The 15441-nt window shown below is 60.8% G+C and carries 18 protein-coding genes; 12 read left to right on the top strand and 6 right to left on the bottom strand.

From position 1 onward, the window contains the following. The first annotated feature begins 216 nt into the window (after positions 1 to 216). The 4 genes from GWQ22_RS02840 to GWQ22_RS02825 all read left to right on the top strand — a co-directional run bounded on the left by GWQ22_RS02840 (position 217) and on the right by GWQ22_RS02825 (position 4003). Positions 217 to 726, top strand: coding sequence for a gluconokinase (locus tag GWQ22_RS02840; protein WP_275929394.1), 510 nt, complete (start codon positions 217 to 219; stop codon positions 724 to 726). Beyond that, complete coding sequence (edd, locus tag GWQ22_RS02835; protein WP_275929393.1) at positions 723 to 2519, top strand: phosphogluconate dehydratase; 1797 nt, start codon at positions 723 to 725, stop codon at positions 2517 to 2519. Before GWQ22_RS02840 ends, edd begins: the two co-directional genes overlap by 4 nt. A gap of 9 nt (positions 2520 to 2528) precedes the next feature. Continuing rightward, complete coding sequence (locus GWQ22_RS02830) at positions 2529 to 3170, top strand: bifunctional 4-hydroxy-2-oxoglutarate aldolase/2-dehydro-3-deoxy-phosphogluconate aldolase (RefSeq protein WP_275929392.1); 642 nt, start codon at positions 2529 to 2531, stop codon at positions 3168 to 3170. Between the two features lie 140 nt (positions 3171 to 3310). Further along, positions 3311 to 4003: an AraC family transcriptional regulator gene (locus tag GWQ22_RS02825; protein ID WP_275929391.1), complete on the top strand. Its 693-nt coding sequence runs from the start codon at positions 3311 to 3313 to the stop codon at positions 4001 to 4003. Here the strand turns inward: GWQ22_RS02825 and GWQ22_RS02820 are convergent. Both GWQ22_RS02820 and GWQ22_RS02815 read right to left on the bottom strand, forming a co-directional pair. Further along, positions 3992 to 4381, bottom strand: a complete 390-nt coding sequence (locus GWQ22_RS02820; protein ID WP_275929390.1) for a nuclear transport factor 2 family protein — start codon at positions 4379 to 4381, stop codon at positions 3992 to 3994. The genes GWQ22_RS02825 and GWQ22_RS02820 overlap by 12 nt on opposite strands. 113 nt (positions 4382 to 4494) lie before the next feature. Then, a complete protein-coding gene (locus GWQ22_RS02815; RefSeq protein ID WP_275929389.1) occupies positions 4495 to 5502 on the bottom strand; it encodes a substrate-binding domain-containing protein in 1008 nt (335 codons plus the stop codon). A gap of 89 nt (positions 5503 to 5591) precedes the next feature. Here GWQ22_RS02815 and GWQ22_RS02810 point away from each other — a divergent pair, with 89 nt between their 5' ends. Then, complete coding sequence (locus GWQ22_RS02810; RefSeq protein ID WP_108536507.1) at positions 5592 to 6242, top strand: Qnr family pentapeptide repeat protein; 651 nt, start codon at positions 5592 to 5594, stop codon at positions 6240 to 6242. A 114-nt stretch (positions 6243 to 6356) separates the two neighbouring features. Here the strand turns inward: GWQ22_RS02810 and GWQ22_RS02805 are convergent, their stop codons facing one another. Together GWQ22_RS02805 and gpmM are read right to left on the bottom strand one after the other, a co-directional pair. Continuing rightward, a complete protein-coding gene (locus tag GWQ22_RS02805) occupies positions 6357 to 7757 on the bottom strand; it encodes a peptidoglycan DD-metalloendopeptidase family protein (protein ID WP_275929388.1) in 1401 nt (466 codons plus the stop codon). A gap of 9 nt (positions 7758 to 7766) precedes the next feature. After that, positions 7767 to 9296 carry a 2,3-bisphosphoglycerate-independent phosphoglycerate mutase gene (gene gpmM / locus GWQ22_RS02800; RefSeq protein WP_275929387.1) on the bottom strand — a complete coding sequence of 510 codons (1530 nt, stop codon included), beginning with the start codon at positions 9294 to 9296 and terminating at the stop codon, positions 7767 to 7769. A gap of 324 nt (positions 9297 to 9620) precedes the next feature. Between gpmM and GWQ22_RS02795 the strand changes: the two genes are divergently transcribed. The 3 genes from GWQ22_RS02795 to gpsA are packed head-to-tail and all read left to right on the top strand — an operon-like array spanning position 9621 to position 11576. Then, entirely contained in the window at positions 9621 to 10052 is a 432-nt protein-coding gene (locus tag GWQ22_RS02795) for a rhodanese-like domain-containing protein (RefSeq protein WP_108536652.1), read from the top strand. Between the two features lie 46 nt (positions 10053 to 10098). Beyond that, positions 10099 to 10569, top strand: a complete 471-nt coding sequence (gene secB / locus GWQ22_RS02790; protein ID WP_005319808.1) for a protein-export chaperone SecB — start codon at positions 10099 to 10101, stop codon at positions 10567 to 10569. A gap of 2 nt (positions 10570 to 10571) precedes the next feature. Beyond that, on the top strand, positions 10572 to 11576 hold the full coding sequence (gene gpsA / locus GWQ22_RS02785; protein ID WP_275929386.1) for an NAD(P)H-dependent glycerol-3-phosphate dehydrogenase: 1005 nt from the start codon (positions 10572 to 10574) through the stop codon (positions 11574 to 11576). A gap of 107 nt (positions 11577 to 11683) precedes the next feature. On the opposite strand, the gene nfuA is transcribed toward gpsA, so the two are convergent. Both nfuA and GWQ22_RS02775 read right to left on the bottom strand, forming a co-directional pair. Further along, positions 11684 to 12262: a Fe-S biogenesis protein NfuA gene (gene nfuA, locus GWQ22_RS02780; RefSeq protein WP_042033882.1), complete on the bottom strand. Its 579-nt coding sequence runs from the start codon at positions 12260 to 12262 to the stop codon at positions 11684 to 11686. A gap of 149 nt (positions 12263 to 12411) precedes the next feature. Next, the gene (locus GWQ22_RS02775; protein ID WP_275929385.1) at positions 12412 to 13140 is read right to left on the bottom strand and encodes a ComF family protein; all 729 of its coding nucleotides are present in this window, start codon (positions 13138 to 13140) and stop codon (positions 12412 to 12414) included. 38 nt (positions 13141 to 13178) lie between these two features. Here GWQ22_RS02775 and bioH point away from each other — a divergent pair, with 38 nt between their 5' ends. The 4 genes from bioH (at position 13179) to GWQ22_RS02755 (ending at position 15424) form a co-directional block, all read left to right on the top strand. Beyond that, positions 13179 to 13943, top strand: coding sequence for a pimeloyl-ACP methyl ester esterase BioH (gene bioH, locus GWQ22_RS02770; protein ID WP_212514011.1), 765 nt, complete (start codon positions 13179 to 13181; stop codon positions 13941 to 13943). Between the two features lie 71 nt (positions 13944 to 14014). Beyond that, a complete protein-coding gene (locus GWQ22_RS02765) occupies positions 14015 to 14248 on the top strand; it encodes a flagellar biosynthesis protein FlgE (RefSeq protein WP_275929384.1) in 234 nt (77 codons plus the stop codon). Position 14249: 1 nt separating this feature from the next. Beyond that, complete coding sequence (locus GWQ22_RS02760; protein WP_275929383.1) at positions 14250 to 15050, top strand: putative metalloprotease CJM1_0395 family protein; 801 nt, start codon at positions 14250 to 14252, stop codon at positions 15048 to 15050. A 95-nt stretch (positions 15051 to 15145) separates the two neighbouring features. Next, positions 15146 to 15424 carry a hypothetical protein gene (locus GWQ22_RS02755; protein WP_275929382.1) on the top strand — a complete coding sequence of 93 codons (279 nt, stop codon included), beginning with the start codon at positions 15146 to 15148 and terminating at the stop codon, positions 15422 to 15424. Positions 15425 to 15441: the final 17 nt, after the last annotated feature.

The raw sequence follows: 15441 nt of genomic DNA, 5'->3' as shown, positions 1-15441 counted from the left end.
ATCGACACCCTGCCGATCCGTTGGCAGACCATATCTTTATGATTTATTTAGATTTATGGCCAGGGCTCAAGCTCGCTTGCCCAGGTGACTGTGAGTTCGCTCAGTCTGTGGCAGACTTCACATTTCTTGTTGTTACCGGTAACATGTTACCGGTAACGTGATAAGTTAGAACCCATCAGCAGCACGATTTTTGAAAAATGGGATAGAGGTCAAACAATGGCGGGCAAGAGCATTATTGTGATGGGTGTGTGTGGTAGCGGCAAGTCCAGCGTTGGCCTCAAGGTGGCCCAGGCACTGGGGGCCAAGTTCATCGATGGTGATGATCTGCATCCCAGGGCCAACATCCAGAAGATGGCAGGCGGCAAGCCCCTCAACGACGAGGATCGCGCCCCTTGGCTGGAGCGGATCCGCGACGCGGCTTACAGCCTGGAGCAGAAGAACGAGGTGGGTGTCATCGTCTGCTCGGCCCTCAAGAAGCAGTACCGCGACCAGATCCGCGAGGGCAATGACTCAGTGCATTTCCTGTTTCTGGATGGTGATCAGCCGCTGATCCTCGAACGGATGCGGGCACGGAAGGGCCATTTCATGCGGGAAAGCATGGTACAAAGTCAATTCGATACTCTGGAGCGCCCGGATGGCGAGGCCGGTGTATTCCACATCGACATAGACGGCACCTTCGAACAGGTGGTTGATCGGGCCGTCACAGCATTGGAGCAAGCCCAATGATCCATCAGGTAATTTCCGACGTCACCGCCCGCATTCGCGAGCGCAGTGCCGCCCGTCGCCAGGCTTTTCTGGCCCGTATCCAGCGTCAGGCCGAGCAGGGCAAGACCCGCGCTGCACTGGCCTGCGGCAACCTGGCGCACGCCGTGGCCGCCTGCAGCAGTGACGAGAAGGGTCGCATCCTCGACATGACCCGCGCCAACGTCGGCATAGTCACTGCCTACAACGACATGCTGAGCGCCCATCAGCCCTATCAGGGCTACCCGGACATCATCAAGGCGGCACTGGCCGAACTGGGCCACAGCGCCCAGGTGGCGGGTGGCGTACCGGCCATGTGCGATGGTGTGACTCAGGGTCAGCCGGGGATGGACATGTCTTTGTTTTCCCGCGATCTCATTGCCCAGGCAACCGCGCTGTCACTCTCCCACAACACCTTCGACGCCACCCTGCTGCTCGGCATCTGCGACAAGATAGCCCCGGGCCAGATCATGGGGGCGCTCTCCCACGCGCACCTGCCCACCGCCTTCGTGCCGGCGGGCCCCATGGCCAGCGGCATCAGCAATGATGACAAGGTGAAGGTGCGCCAGCAGTACGCCGCCGGTCAACTGGGCCGCGACGCCCTGCTGGAGATGGAGTGCGGTGCCTACCATGCACCGGGCACCTGTACCTTCTACGGCACTGCCAACACCAACCAGCTGGTGTTCGAGGCCATGGGCCTGATGCTGCCGGGCTCTGCCTTCGTCCATCCTCACAGCGAGTTGCGCCACGCTCTCACCGAAGAGGCTGCCCGCCGCATCAGCGCCATGATCCCGGGCTCTCCCGCCTACCGCCCCTTGAGCGAGGTGCTGGACGAGCGCGCCCTGGTCAATGGTCTGGTGGCCCTGCTCGCCTCTGGCGGCAGCACCAACCACAGCATCCACATGGTGGCGTTGGCACGGGCCGCCGGGCTGCACCTGACCTGGGACGACATCAGCGATCTCTCGGACGTGGTGCCGCTGCTGGTGCGCATGTACCCGAACGGCCCGGCCGATGTGAACGCCTTCGAACAGGCGGGTGGTGTGCCCGGCCTGATGCGCCGTCTGGCGCAAGAGGGGCTGATCCACATGGATGCCACTCCGGTCTTTGGCGAGATGCAGGATTACCTCAGCCGTCCGGTGCTGGTCGATGGCAAGCTGGTGTGGCAGCCGGTGGGCGAAAGCAGCGATGCGAGCGTGCTCTCACCCTCTGGCAGCGTATTCCAGGCCACCGGCGGCACCAAGCTGCTGGCGGGCAATCTGGGTCGCGCCGTGGTCAAGGTCTCTGCCGTCGCCCCCGAGTATCGGGTGATTGAAGCCCCTGCCCGGGTCTTCTCCTCCCAGCATGCGGTGGAAGCAGCCTACAAGGCGGGTGATCTCAATCAGGACGCCGTTATCGTGGTGCGTCACAATGGCCCGGCCGCCAACGGCATGCCGGAGCTGCACAAGCTGATGCCGGTGCTCGGCAACCTGCAGAAGGCGGGTCACAAGGTGGCGCTGGTCACCGATGGCCGTCTCTCCGGCGCCTCCGGCAAGATCCCGGCCGCCATCCACGTCACCCCGGAAGCGCTGCACGGCGGGGCCATCGGCCTGTTGCAAGATGGCGATCTGCTGCGGGTGGACGCGGTGACTGGTCGTCTCGACTGCCTGACCGATTTGAGTGGCCGTACCCAGGCCGAGATTGACCTCACTCTGGAACAAGAGGGGTGGGGCCGTGAACTGTTCAGCGTGATGCGTCGCGCGGTATCGAGCGCCGAGTGTGGCGCCACCATCTTTGATTAAGGAAGCGTTATGCAAAACTGGAAAGTGACCCCTGCTGAGGTGTTTGCCGCCTCTCCGCTGGTGCCCGTGATGGTCATAAGCGACTTGGAACAGGCCCTGCCAATGGCCAAGGCGCTGCTGGACGGCGGCATCTCGGTGTTCGAGATCACCCTGCGCACCCCGGTGGCGCTCGATGCCATCGCTCTCATCGCCAAGGCGATGCCGGACGCCATGGTCGGTGCCGGTACCGTGCTCAACTGCGCGCAGTTTGACGCTGCCGTCGCTGCCGGTGCCCGCTTCGTCATCTCCCCGGGTATGACTCCGGCCCTGCTGGCCCACGCGGCCAAGAGTACCGCGGCGCTGATCCCGGGCGTTGCCACGCCTTCCGAGGTGATGCAGGCGCTGGAAGCGGGCTACGACCACCTGAAGTTCTTCCCGGCTGAAGCGAACGGCGGTACCAAGGCACTCTCCGCCATTGCCGCTCCTCTGCCCCAGGTGAAGTTCTGCCCCACCGGCGGTATTGGCCCGAAAAACGTGGCCGACTATCTGGCGCTCAAGTGCGTGGCGACTGTTGGCGGCTCCTGGATGCTGCCAGCCGATGCGGTCAAGAGCGGCAACTGGGAAGAGGTGACCCGCCTCTCCCGCGAAGCGGTTGCCATGGTTAAACGCTAAGCATCAGTTGTGCAGAAAATCCAGACAGGCCACCCTCGGGTGGCCTGTTTCTTTTGACCATGCTGACAGCGGAAAAGCCATTTACAGGGCGCTGTCTGCTCCCTTATGGTCGTGGTCGGTTTCTTATCCGGCTGGTCGATATGTCCTTTCTCCATCGTTCCTGTCCGCAAGGGCACTTCACACCGCTGCACTGCCATCCGCAGGCCCAGTATTGTTACATGCACGACGGTGGCGGCGTTATCACCGGCGGTGCTGCCAGCGAGTTGCTGGTTGCTGGTCAGCTCTGCTTTATTCCGGCGGGCTGGGAGCATGAGTTTCGCGTGCTGCGCCACTCTCGCCTGTCGCTTATCTATACCGATTCGTCCGCATTAGCCCCTTTTGGTCTGCGGCAGGTAACGCCGCTGCTGGCAGGGCTTTTTGCCCGCCAGAGCGAGTTGGAGGAGGGGGCCGAGCAGGAGGCCTATCTGACAGTGATTGGCCACGAGTTGGTGCGAGCTACTCCGCAAGCAGCCCAGCCTGCGCTGGCGGCCAACCTCGACCCGCGCCTGCTGCGGGTGCTGGAGCGTTTCTGTCAGGCGCCCTCAATCAACACCATGCTTGCCGAGCTGGCCATGGATTGCGGCGCTTCGCTGCGCACTCTCAACCGGCTTTTCCTCCAGCAGCTGGGTTGTACCTTCCGCCAGTGGCGCGAGCAGGTGGTGATGGGGCGGGCCCGTCAGTTGCAGTATCAGGGGTTCACATCGGTGCAGATTGCCGACCTGCTCGGTTACGAAGATCCCGCCGCCTTCTCCCGCGCGCTCCAGCGCTTCGCCCGGCGTGGCTCAGCGTCGTGAACCTATGTCGGCATCCTGCTTGCTGCCGCTCAGCAGGCAGGTCACCTCGTCGGTCTGGCAGATCTTGCCGTCGCGAAAGGTGAATAGGCCGCTCACCTTGCAGACCAGTGGGGCGCCATCGTGGCGGGTAGCTCGCACCACATGGGTCGAGTGCACCCTGTCCCCTTGCGCGATTGTGGCGACGAACTCGATAGTGGTTTCGGCCAGATGAGCTCTCAGCGCCGCAATGTGCTGGCAAAAGGCGATGTAGTCGAGCTGCTCGCCATTCACCTGCTGGCAGTAGTCCGGGGTGAACCACTGGTCGAGCTCGGCCAGGGTAAAACGAGGATCGCAGACAACGCGCTGCAGGCAGGCTTGCAATCTTTCGGTGTTGTTCATTTTCTGCTCCTGAAATGTGGCTGTAATGCCGGGCCAGCATAGAGCAGAGGATGGCGATAAGAGGTTGCAGTATGCGCCATCATAGCGGGTAAACACGCCATGATGGCAGGGGGTCAGCCCAGACTCTCCCCGACATAGAGGGAGAAGCCGATATCCTTGCGGGTGTCGGGCAGGGGCTGGCCGCTGAGGCGAGCCAGCAGCATGGTCGCCGCTTCGCGGCCGATCGCTTCCCGCGGGGTGGCGATACTGGCCAGCTTGGGGGTCATGGCGTGGCCAATGTCGAGGGCATTGCACCCGGCAATGGCGATCTGCTGGGGCACAGGGATCCACTTGGCCTGACATTGCAGCAGGGCGCCCACCGCCAGGTCATCGTTGGTACAGAAGAGACCGTCGAGGTCGGGATAGCGCACCAGCGCCTGATCCAGCAGCTGGCCACCCAGGGTGAAGCTGGAAGATTGCTCGGTCAGCAGATGCTGGCCGGTGAGGCCGACGTCGGTCATCGCCTGATAGTAACCCTCCATCCGCAGCTGGGTGCGCACGTCGAGCCGCGCGCCGAGATAGACCACCTTGCGTCGGCCCCGGCGCAGCATCTCTGTTACCATGGCCCGGGCGGCGGCTCTATGATCCATGCCGACCACCATGTCGATGGGGGCTTGCGGCAGATCCATGGTTTCCACTACCGGAATGCCGGCGGTGGCGATCATCTTGCGGGTACGCTCGGTGTGCTGGCTGTCGGAGAGGATAAGGCCATCCACGTGATAGGAGAGCAGGGAGGCCACCTGCTCCTCTTCCCGTTCCGGGCTGTAGCCGTAGTGAGCGAGCAGGGTCTGGTAGCCGGCAGGCCGGGTCACGGACTCAATGCCGTGCACCACGGCGGAAAAGACCTGGTTGGAGAGCGAGGGGATCAGGATGCCGATCGCCCTGCTGGTGGCGTTGGAAAGAATGTCCGGTGCCCGGTTGGGGATGTAGCCCTGCTCCTCCACCGCGGCGGCGATCCGCTCACGGGTGCCCTCGGCCACGGCCTGTGGATCGCGCAGGTAGCGGCTGACGGTCATCTTGGTGACCCCGGTCAGGTCGGCTATGTCCTGCAGGGTAGGGCGGCGCTTTCGGGTATCGTTCATCTCGGGATCCGGCAAAAATGTTACAGGTAACATTACCGTTTTTGTTTAACAAAGTCAGCATATGACGCCATCGGCAGGAGACTATTCGCATGATCAAGGGCAAGTGCTTCGAGGGGACGCGTTTCGAGCAGCAGGATGTGGCGGGAGAGTGTTTCACGGAGTGCCGCTTTATCGACTGCAACTTCTCCTGGTTGGATTTGAGTGAGAGCCGCTTCGTCGACTGCAGCTTCTACGAGCGGGAGCGCGAGCTGGGCTGCCAGCTACAGGGCTGCGATCTGCGGGAGGCCAGTTTCCTTCGCTGTGATTTGACCCTGGCGGATCTTGGCCGCAGCCAGTGTCTGGGGCTGGAGATGCGTGACTGCCAGGCCATGGGCATCAACTTTGCCCGAGCCAGCTTCGCCAACCAGATCACCATCAAGAGCTACTTCTGCGAAGCGCATCTTACGGGCAATAACTTCAGCTACGCCAACTTCGATGGCTGTGTGCTGGAGCGCTGCGAGCTGACCGGCAATCGCTGGCAGGGAGCCAGCCTGCTGGGTGCTTCGCTGGCCGGCTCCGATCTGAGCGGTTCAGCGTTTGGCCAGATAGAGTGGACCAGTTTCAACCTGCAGGGCTGCGATTTGCGCCAGTGCGACCTGCCCGGGCTGGATCTGCGTCGGGTCAATCTGGACGGGGTGCAGATCAATGAAGAGCAGCAGCAGGGGTTGCTCGAACAACTCGGCCTCATCGTCTTCCCCTGATCCCGGTGGGCGAAAACGGGGTAAATTTCCGTCATTCGATGCCGCTGACAGGGCCGTCGGCGACGATCAAAAAAGCCTGCGTCATGCAGGCTTGTGGTCATCGAGTGTACGGGGTCAGCGTTTGGCTAACCACTTGGTCGGGTTGATGGCTTCACCCTGATAGCGGATCTCGAAATAGAGGCCGGATCTGTCCTGGCCGCCACTGTCGCCGACCAGTGCCACGGGTTCGCCCTGTTCCACGCTCTGACCCACCTGACGCAGCAGCGACTGATTGTGACCGTAGAGGCTCATGTAGCCACGGCCGTGGTCGATCACCAGCAGCATGCCGAAGCCATCCAGCCAGTCGGCGTAAACCACCTGGCCCGGTGCGACCGCCTTGACCTGGGTCCCTTCGCTGGCCCCGATCAGGGTGCCTTTCCACTTGAGCTCTGCGGTGCGGGGTGAGCCGTAGGAGATGAGGATCGGGCCCTGCACTGGCCAGCGCAGGCTGCCGTTGGTGCTGAGACCGCCGTAGCCGCCACTGTTTGGCTTGCTGCTGCGCGCGGCGGCTTGCTGCTCCGCTACCCTGTTCTGTTGTTCGGTGACTTTCTGCTGTTGGGCTGCGAGCCGTTGCTGCTCGCCGACTTTCTGCTGCTGTGCCGCGATCCGCTGTTGTTCGGCAATCCGCTTCTGTTCGGCGGCCAGGCGCTGTGCCTCCAGACGGCGCTGGCGCTCCTGCTCGGCTTTCAGCTTGGCCAGCCGCTCCCGCTCGGCCCGTTCACGGCGCTCCTGCTCTTCCCGCTGGCGACGCAGCTCTTCCAACCGGGCTTTCAGGGCTTTCTCTGCCTTGACCAGCTTGGTCAGCTTTTGTTCGTCGTTTTGTACCGATTGCTGCAGCTGGTTGCGTACTTTGGCGCGGCTCTGTTGACTGGCAAGCAGGGCCTGATGGTGCTCCTGCTGTTCGCTTAGCAGGGCTTGCAGCTTGCTCTCGGTCTCTTTGGTGGCCTGCTGGTTTTTGGCCAGCTTGGTGTGGGTCACACGCAGGGCGTCGATGGCCTCGATACGGGCCTTGTTGAGGTAGTCGTAGTAATCGAGAGAACGGCTCAGTTTGGCCGGGTCCTGCTGATTGAGTAGCAGTTTGAGGTAATCGTGGTTGCCCGCCTGGAAGGCGCTTTCAGCCTGCTTGGCCAGCAACTGTTTCTGATATTTTGCTTGTAGTTCCAGTGCCTGCTTGTCTTTTTGCAGGGTCGCCAGCTTCTGCTGGTTCTGTTTCAACTGCTGCTTGGTCTGGTTGAGTTTGGCGGCGGCCGCCGAGATGGCCTGCTCATCGGCCTTGAGCTGGGTGTTGAGTTTGGCCAGCTCCTGCTTGCTGAGCTTGATGCTCTTCTGTTGCTCTTTGATCTGGGACTGCATGGTGCCGAGCTGCTGATTGGCAGCCCAGGCGTTGCCCGCGATAAACCACAGGCAAAAAAACAGCGCGCCGGCCAACTGGCCGACGCGACTGGTTTTGTTTGAAATAACTTCGCATCCCCGCATGGGGAAGGATTATTTCAGAATCATCAGGGGCTTGCCAGTCATTTCCGGCGGGACAGGCAGACCCATCAGGGTCAGCATGGTCGGAGCCAGATCGGACAATTTGCCACCTTCAACCACCTCGGACTTGCGACCGAAATAGATGAGGGGAACCGGCAGGTTGGTGTGGGCTGTGTGCGCCTGACCTGTCTCTTCGTCCAGCATCTTCTCGGCGTTGCCGTGGTCGGCGGTGATCAGGCATTCGCCACCTACTTCGGCCAGGGCCTCGGTGACCCGACCAATGCAGTGATCAACCGCTTCACAGGCCTTGACGGCCGCATCGAACACACCGGTGTGGCCGACCATGTCGCCGTTCGGGTAGTTGCAGATGATGGTGTCGTACTTGCCGCTCTTGATGGCGGCCACCAGCTTGTCGGTCAGCTCTTCGGAGCTCATTTCCGGCTGCAGGTCATAGGTGGCCACTTTCGGGCTGGCAACGATCTCGCGATCTTCACCGGTGAAGCAGGACTCTTCGCCGCCGTTGAAGAAGAAGGTCACGTGAGCGTACTTCTCGGTTTCGGAGATGCGCAGCTGGGTCTTGCCCTGCTTGGCCAGCCACTCACCCAGGGTGTTCACCAGGGCGGTCGGCGGATAGGCACAGGCAGTTTTGATGTCGGCCGCGTATTCGGTCAGCATCACGAAGTTCAGCGCCGGGGTGGCGGCACGGGCGAAGCCGGTGAAGTCGCTGTCGACGAAGGCGCGGGTGATCTCACGGGCGCGGTCGGCACGGAAGTTCATGAAGATCAGGGCATCGCCATCCTGCATGGGGGCGGCGGCACCGATGCGGGTGGCCTTGACGAACTCGTCGTTCTCGTCGCGGGCATAGGCGGCGGCCAGGGCTTCGCTGGCGCTGTCGGCGGTGAACTCGCCCTTGCCTTGAGTCATCAGGTCATAGGCTTGCTGCACGCGATCCCAGCGGTTGTCACGGTCCATGGCGAAGTAGCGGCCGATCATGGAGGCGAAACGACCCTTGCCCAGACGGGCAAACAGGGCATCGAACTGTTCGATGGAAGACTGGGCAGAGCGCGGCGGTACGTCACGGCCATCCAGGAAGGCGTGGAAGTAGATCTGCTCGGCGCCACGTTTGGCGGCCATCTCGATCATGCCCATGATGTGCTCTTCGTGGCTGTGTACGCCACCCGGGGACATCAGACCCATGATGTGAACGGCCTTGCCCTTGGTCACGGCAGCATCAACAGCCTTGGCCAGTTCGACGTTCTGGAAGAAGTCGCCGTCTTTGATCTCTTTGGAGATGCGGGTCAGCTCTTGATAAACGATGCGACCGGCACCTATGTTGACGTGGCCCACTTCGGAGTTACCCATCTGGCCATCCGGCAGACCCACGTCCAGGCCGGAGCCGGAGATCAGGGTGCTGGTGTAGTCACGGGCGAGACGGTCGAGGTTGGGAGTCTTGGCGGCAGCGACGGCGTTGTGCTCTTGCTTGGTGCTGTAGCCCCAACCGTCCATGATGACGAGAACCAAAGGTTTCTTAGCTGTTGACATAAGGCTATGTCCTCTCGGATAGGAATGAATTGCGGGAAGTGAAACTAGCGTAATATTACTACATCTGCCGAAATAGTCACCTGATAGCCAAGCCTCGGCCACCGTCGCTCAAGGCTGTTGCCAGCCTGTTTCCCCTTTGTCGCCGGCTTGTCTCCCTGCTCGACGAATCCTCGCCCCAAAGCGTCGGACGCCATTTTTTATTCCGATCCTTTATCGCGCCCCTGCCCGATGGGAGCCCGCTCCCGCTTTGCCGCCAAGATGGCTGATCTTGGTGGGGTCCCCATGTATACTCGGGTCCTTGTCTTGGTCCCTGGATAGTAGAAGATGCAAGAGTATTTGGATTTTGCGGCCCGTAACCCGCTGCTGACCGCAGCTTGGTTCGGCCTGGCAGGCACCCTGGTTTACACCACGGTGCGTGCTCGTTTTTCTCCGGTTAAAACGGTAAGCAACCACACGGCTACCCTGCTGATCAACCGCGAAAATGCCACTGTGGTGGACATTCGCAGTCAGGAAGAGTTTACCAAGGGCCATCTGGCCGGTGCCAAGCACTTGCCGCTCAGCCAGATCCAGAGCAATAACCTGGGTCCAGTTGAAAAGCATCAAGATGCCCCCATCATAGTGGTGTGCGAGTCGGGGATGACCGCTGGTGGCGCAGGTCGCCAACTGAGCAAGGCCGGTTTCAAGCAGGTGTATGTGCTCAGCGGTGGCATGGCCCAGTGGCGTGCAGATAATCTGCCGGTGACCAAAAAACGCTGATTGAAGGGCCTGCGCCCACATATTTTCTTAAAAGGAATCAAACGAAATGGCTGACGAAATCAACAACCAGGAAGTACAACCGGAATTCCACATCCAGCGTGTTTACACCAAGGATGTCTCTTTCGAAGCCCCTAATACCCCGCACATCTTCCAGAAAGAGTGGCAGCCGGACGTCAAGCTGGACATGGACACCAAGACCAATATCCTGGCGGATGGCGTGTATGAGGTTGTGCTGACCCTGACCGTGACCTGCAAGCTGGAAACCGAAACGGCCTTCCTGTGCGAAGTACAGCAAGCCGGTATCTTCACCATAGGCAACCTGCCTGAGCCGCAACTGGCCCACTGCCTGGCAGCCTTCTGCCCGAACATCCTGTTCCCGTACGCCCGCGAAGCCGTGGCCAACATGGTGAGCAAGGGTTCCTTCCCGCAGCTGAACCTGGCACCGGTCAACTTCGATGCCCTGTTTGCCCAGCACATGGCGCAAGCACAGGCCCAGCAGGCGACAGCGGAAGCCTGATAATGGCTGACCAGATCGCTATCTCGGTCTTGGGGGCGGGGTCTTATGGCTCCGCCCTTGCCATTTCTCTGGCGCGCAACGGTCATCCGACCCTGCTGTGGGGTCACGACCCAGCCCATGTCGCCGAGCTGGAAAAAGAGCGCTGCAACAAGGCTTTTCTGCCGGATGTCCCTTTCCCTGCTGATCTGCAACTGACCGCCGATCTGCAGGCTGCGGTGCAAGCAGCTCCCGTGCTGCTGCTGGTGGTGCCGAGCCATGTGTTCGGTCAAGTGTTGGCTCAGGTCAAGCCCTTCCTGCGCCCCGATACCCGTATCGCCTGGGCCACCAAGGGGCTGGAACCAGACAGCGGCCGCCTGTTGCAAGATGTGGCACGTGAGGTGCTGGGTGAGGCGATCCCGCTGGCGGTGATCTCCGGCCCCACCTTTGCCAAGGAGTTGGCCGCCGGCCTGCCGACCGCCATCTCGGTGGCGTCGACTCACGATGACTTTGCTGATGATCTCTCGCTGTTGCTGCACTGCGGTCGCTCGTTCCGGGTCTATACCAATCCGGACTTCGTCGGTATGCAGCTCGGCGGCGCCGTCAAGAACGTCATCGCCATCGGTGCCGGTCTCTCCGACGGGCTGGGATTTGGCGCCAACGCCAGAACTGCGCTCATCACCCGGGGCTTGGTGGAGATGCAGCGTCTGGGAGCGGCCCTGGGTGCCGACGCCAAAACCTTCATGGGGATGGCTGGGCTCGGGGATCTGGTGCTCACCTGTACCGACAACCAGTCTCGCAACCGTCGCTTCGGTCTGGCCCTCGGGGCTGGCAAGAGCATGGATACCGCCATGGCCGAGATAGGTCAGGTGGTGGAAGGCTATCGCAACACCAAGGAGGTGCATCTGCTGGCGGCCCGTTGTGGCGTCGAGATGCCTATCTGCGAGCAGATCTTTCAGGTGCTCTATCAGGGCAAGAACCCGAAAGAGGCCGCCATCGCCCTGCTTAGCCGGGACAAGCGCGACGAATAAGCCATCCGCTGATGCTGGATAGCAAAAGGCCCCGCCAGATTGGCGGGGCCTTTTCATGTGTGGTCAGGGGGGATCAAGCTTGTCGGGTGATCGCCACGGGCATTCGATCAATAGTAGGAGTGATCGCCGCGCTGGTGCTCGGTGGCATCTTTGACGCCGTTGAGCTCGCCCGGGAATTTCTCCAGCAGCTGCTTCTCGATCCCCTCTTTCAGGGTGTAATCAACCATGGAGCAGCCGTTGCAACCGCCGCCAAACTGCAAAATGGCCAGCTTGTCTTCGGTCAGCTCAACCAGCGTGACCTTGCCACCGTGACCGGCCAGCATGGGGTTCACCTCGGACATCAGCACGTATTCTATGCGATCGATCAGCGGTGCATCGTCGTCCACCTTGCGCATTTTGGCATTGGGGGCTTTCAGCGTGAGCTGGGAGCCCATCTGATCGGTAACAAAGTCGATGGTGGCATCGACCAGGAAAGGGGTGCTCAGCGGATCGACCAGGCAGTCGAAGCCGCTGAAGGGCAGGTGTTGATCTTCCGGATCGACCGCGTCGGGTGGGCAATATGATACGCCGCACTCGGCATTCTGGGTTCCCGGATTGACCACAAACACCCGGATATTGGTGCCATCAGGCTGTTTTTCCAGCAGTTTACGGAAATGGGCCTGGGCGGTGTCGGAAATGCTGATCATCACTATCCTCATAAACCTGAGTGTACGACTAGGGTATTCATGATAACTCGCTTGGCAGTGCTTGGGTAGCATGCAGATGGTGCCGAGCATATGTCAAATATCCCTATGGCAGCCTGATGTGCCTGCGCTTGCGGGACAGATATCGAGTGTCATTTTATGTGTTTGAGCGTACGGCACATGGCCCACACGTCCACTTTTTCGATGCCGCTCTCGTGAAGCATGCGGGTGAGCTGACCCGCCGTCGCCCCCGTGGTCACCACATCGTCGAGCAGGACGACATGCCGATAGTGGTGAGGCTGGATGTGGAAGGCTCCGCGCAGATTCCGTCGCCGCTGAGCGGCACTGAGCCGGGTCTGCTGCGGAGTGGCTCGGATTCTGCGCAGCAGCCGGGTGTCGCAAGGGATGCCGGTGATCTCGCTGAGGGTGATGGCTATCTCTTCTGCCTGATTAAAGCCGCGCCACCACTGCCGCCACCAGTGCAGGGGAACCGGAATGATGGCTTCGGGGGGATCGTCTCTCTCCAGATGATCTGCCAGCAGACGGGCGAGCAGCGGTGCCAGCAGGATCTGGCCAGAATACTTCAACTGGGGAATGAGCATGGAGTAGGGGGGCTGGTAGTCGCCAATGACCTGCAACCGCTGCCAGGGCGGTGGCCTGCGCTGGCAGTGTCCGCAGACAGGTTCGGCTTCCCCGTCTGATTCCGGCAAGGGTGCCGCACACAATCTGCATTTGTGATAGGGCTGGTGGAGGGCCTGTTGGCACCAGCTGCAGAGCAGCGGCTGTTCATCGCAAGGCTGTTGGCAGAGCAGACAGTGGCCCTGCCAGTCGGCATGGTTGCCAAGGATCGGACTTGCTTTGGCGAGCAGTCGCTTTAACATGCTGACCCCAAGAGAATGAACAGGGATCTTGAGTCTAGATGAGCGTATCGGTAGAGCGATTTGGTCAGGGGCCCGACCTGGTGCTGTTGCACGGATGGGGCATGAATGGCGCAGTCTGGCATGGTATTGCCCAGCAGTTGGCGGCCCAGTATCGGATACATCTGGTGGACTTGCCCGGGTTTGGCAACAGTTCGCTGCTTGATGGGAGTGATTATTCCTTGCCCTGGCTGGCGGAGCAGGTCGCCGCTGTCTTGCCGCAGAAGTGCCATTTGCTCGGTTGGTCCCTCGGTGGTCTGGTGGCGAGCCAGTTGGCGCTAACCCAGCCTGAGCGATGCCTTTCGCTTATCACGGTAGCCAGCTCTCCCTGTTTCATGGCCCGTGACGACTGGCCGGGGATCGCCCCCAAGGTGCTGACCGGTTTCAATCAGATGCTGGCGGGGGATTTCAAGCAGACCATAGAACGATTCCTCGCTATCCAGGCCATGGGCAGCGAACATGCCCGGGATGATATCCGCCAGCTGCGCCACTGGTTGGCAGAGCGCCCGGCTCCCCAGCTTGCGGCGCTGGAGGCCGGACTCGGTTTGCTGGCGGAGGTCGACTTGCGCGATGAGCTGACCACGCTGAGCCTGCCCTGGTTGCGGGTCTATGGCCGGCTGGATTCGCTGGTGCCCAAGGCGGCCATACCGCTGCTGGACGAACGCTATCCGGCCAGTCACAGCCTGGTGCTGGAAAAGGCCTCGCACGCACCCTTTATTTCCCATCCGCAGCAGTTCGTTGAAATCATTCGACATTTTGTTGGTTGAAAAACAACCTATTTGCTTCATTAATCCTCTGGCGTGACGGATAATTAATCCAGCGTCAGAGGAGAGTCATCATGCGTATAGATTCTGCATTGAACAGCGGTGTACAAGGGTTTCAGCGAGCGGAACAGATTGCCGATAAGGCATCCAGCCAGATCGCTCGGCTCAACACCCCGAGCGGTGACCAGGTACAATTGCCTGATGAACTGGTCAACCTCAAGGTGGCCGAAATACAGGCCGGGGCGTCTGCCAAGGTGATCCAGACCGCCAGTGATGTTATGGGTACGCTGATCGATATCCGGGTGTGACATGAACATCAATGTCAGTCTGCCGACCATGATTCCTAATCAGCTGCAACCGCAGACGGAATCCGCACGCACTGACAATCGCCGTGCAGCCCTCATCCCCCAGACCCGCCAGAGCGAGGTATTTAATGCCGAGCCTGAAGTCGGCTCACAGAAAGACAAGTCCAAGGCCAGCCAGGCCAATCCCAACCAGAGTTTCCAGCAGACGCGGGAAGCTTCCCAGACCGGCAACCCGCAAACACCGGTTGATCACCGCGTCGTTGAGGCCACGGGGGAATACGGGCAGCGCAACAAGCAACAGCAGGATCCCAGGCAGCAGGAGCAGCAACAGAAGCAGGAGCTGCAGGTCAAGGCGCTGGTAGACAGGGATCAGGAGGTGCGAGCCCACGAGCAGGCCCATCAGGCTACCGGTGGTCAGTATGCCGGTAGTCCGACCTATCAGTTCTCGATGGGACCGGATGGCAAGCGCTACGCCACCGGCGGGGGCGTCTCCATTGATATCGGGACCATTTCCGGCGATCCCAGGGCTACCATCGCCAAGATGCAACAGGTACGTGCCGCCGCCCTGGCCCCGGCGGATCCTTCCGCACAGGATCTGAGCGTGGCCAGAAGTGCCGCCGCCAAGGAGGCCCATGCCCGCAAGGCGCTGCTTTCATCCGACCCAGATACCGCCCTGGCGGCCGATGGCAGCGCCAAGAGAGGTGTATTGAGCGGCTACATGGAGCAGCGCAATCAGGTCATTGCCCAGCGTTATCAACAGGCGGTCAAGCCTGCTGCACAACAGGGTGTCAGTCTGAACGTCTGAGTGCCGCGCTGCCTCTTCCCCCTGACTTTTCGTTCACGCCCCGGGTATTTGCATCTAATCTGAGGGTAATCCCATTCATCCTCACAGGAGTCGTCATGCACTTTGATGAAGTCAAACCGGAAGACTTTGCCATCTTCTCCCGCGTTCCCCCTTCTCACCTTCAGATGGAACAATTTTTGATGCAGCTTGGTGGTGGCGGAACTGAAGGCACTCATTTCAAGAAGAAGGTCTTGTTGGCGGCCGGTTGGAGTCATACCGGCGTGGTTTCCTATGGCAAGTACCCGCAGGAGGCCAGCAAGGCATTCAATCGACTGCGAGAGGTGCTGGCCCGGCATCAGGACTCTGACACTATTCTGGCCGCCCTCACTCAATGAGCCTGGGCCTCTTGCAA

Source organism: Aeromonas sp. 1HA1 (assembly GCF_029237385.1).
GTDB lineage: Bacteria > Pseudomonadota > Gammaproteobacteria > Enterobacterales > Aeromonadaceae > Aeromonas > Aeromonas popoffii.
The sequence above is the reverse complement of the archived record's forward strand: the minus strand, read 5'-3'. Positions and strand labels throughout refer to the sequence as shown.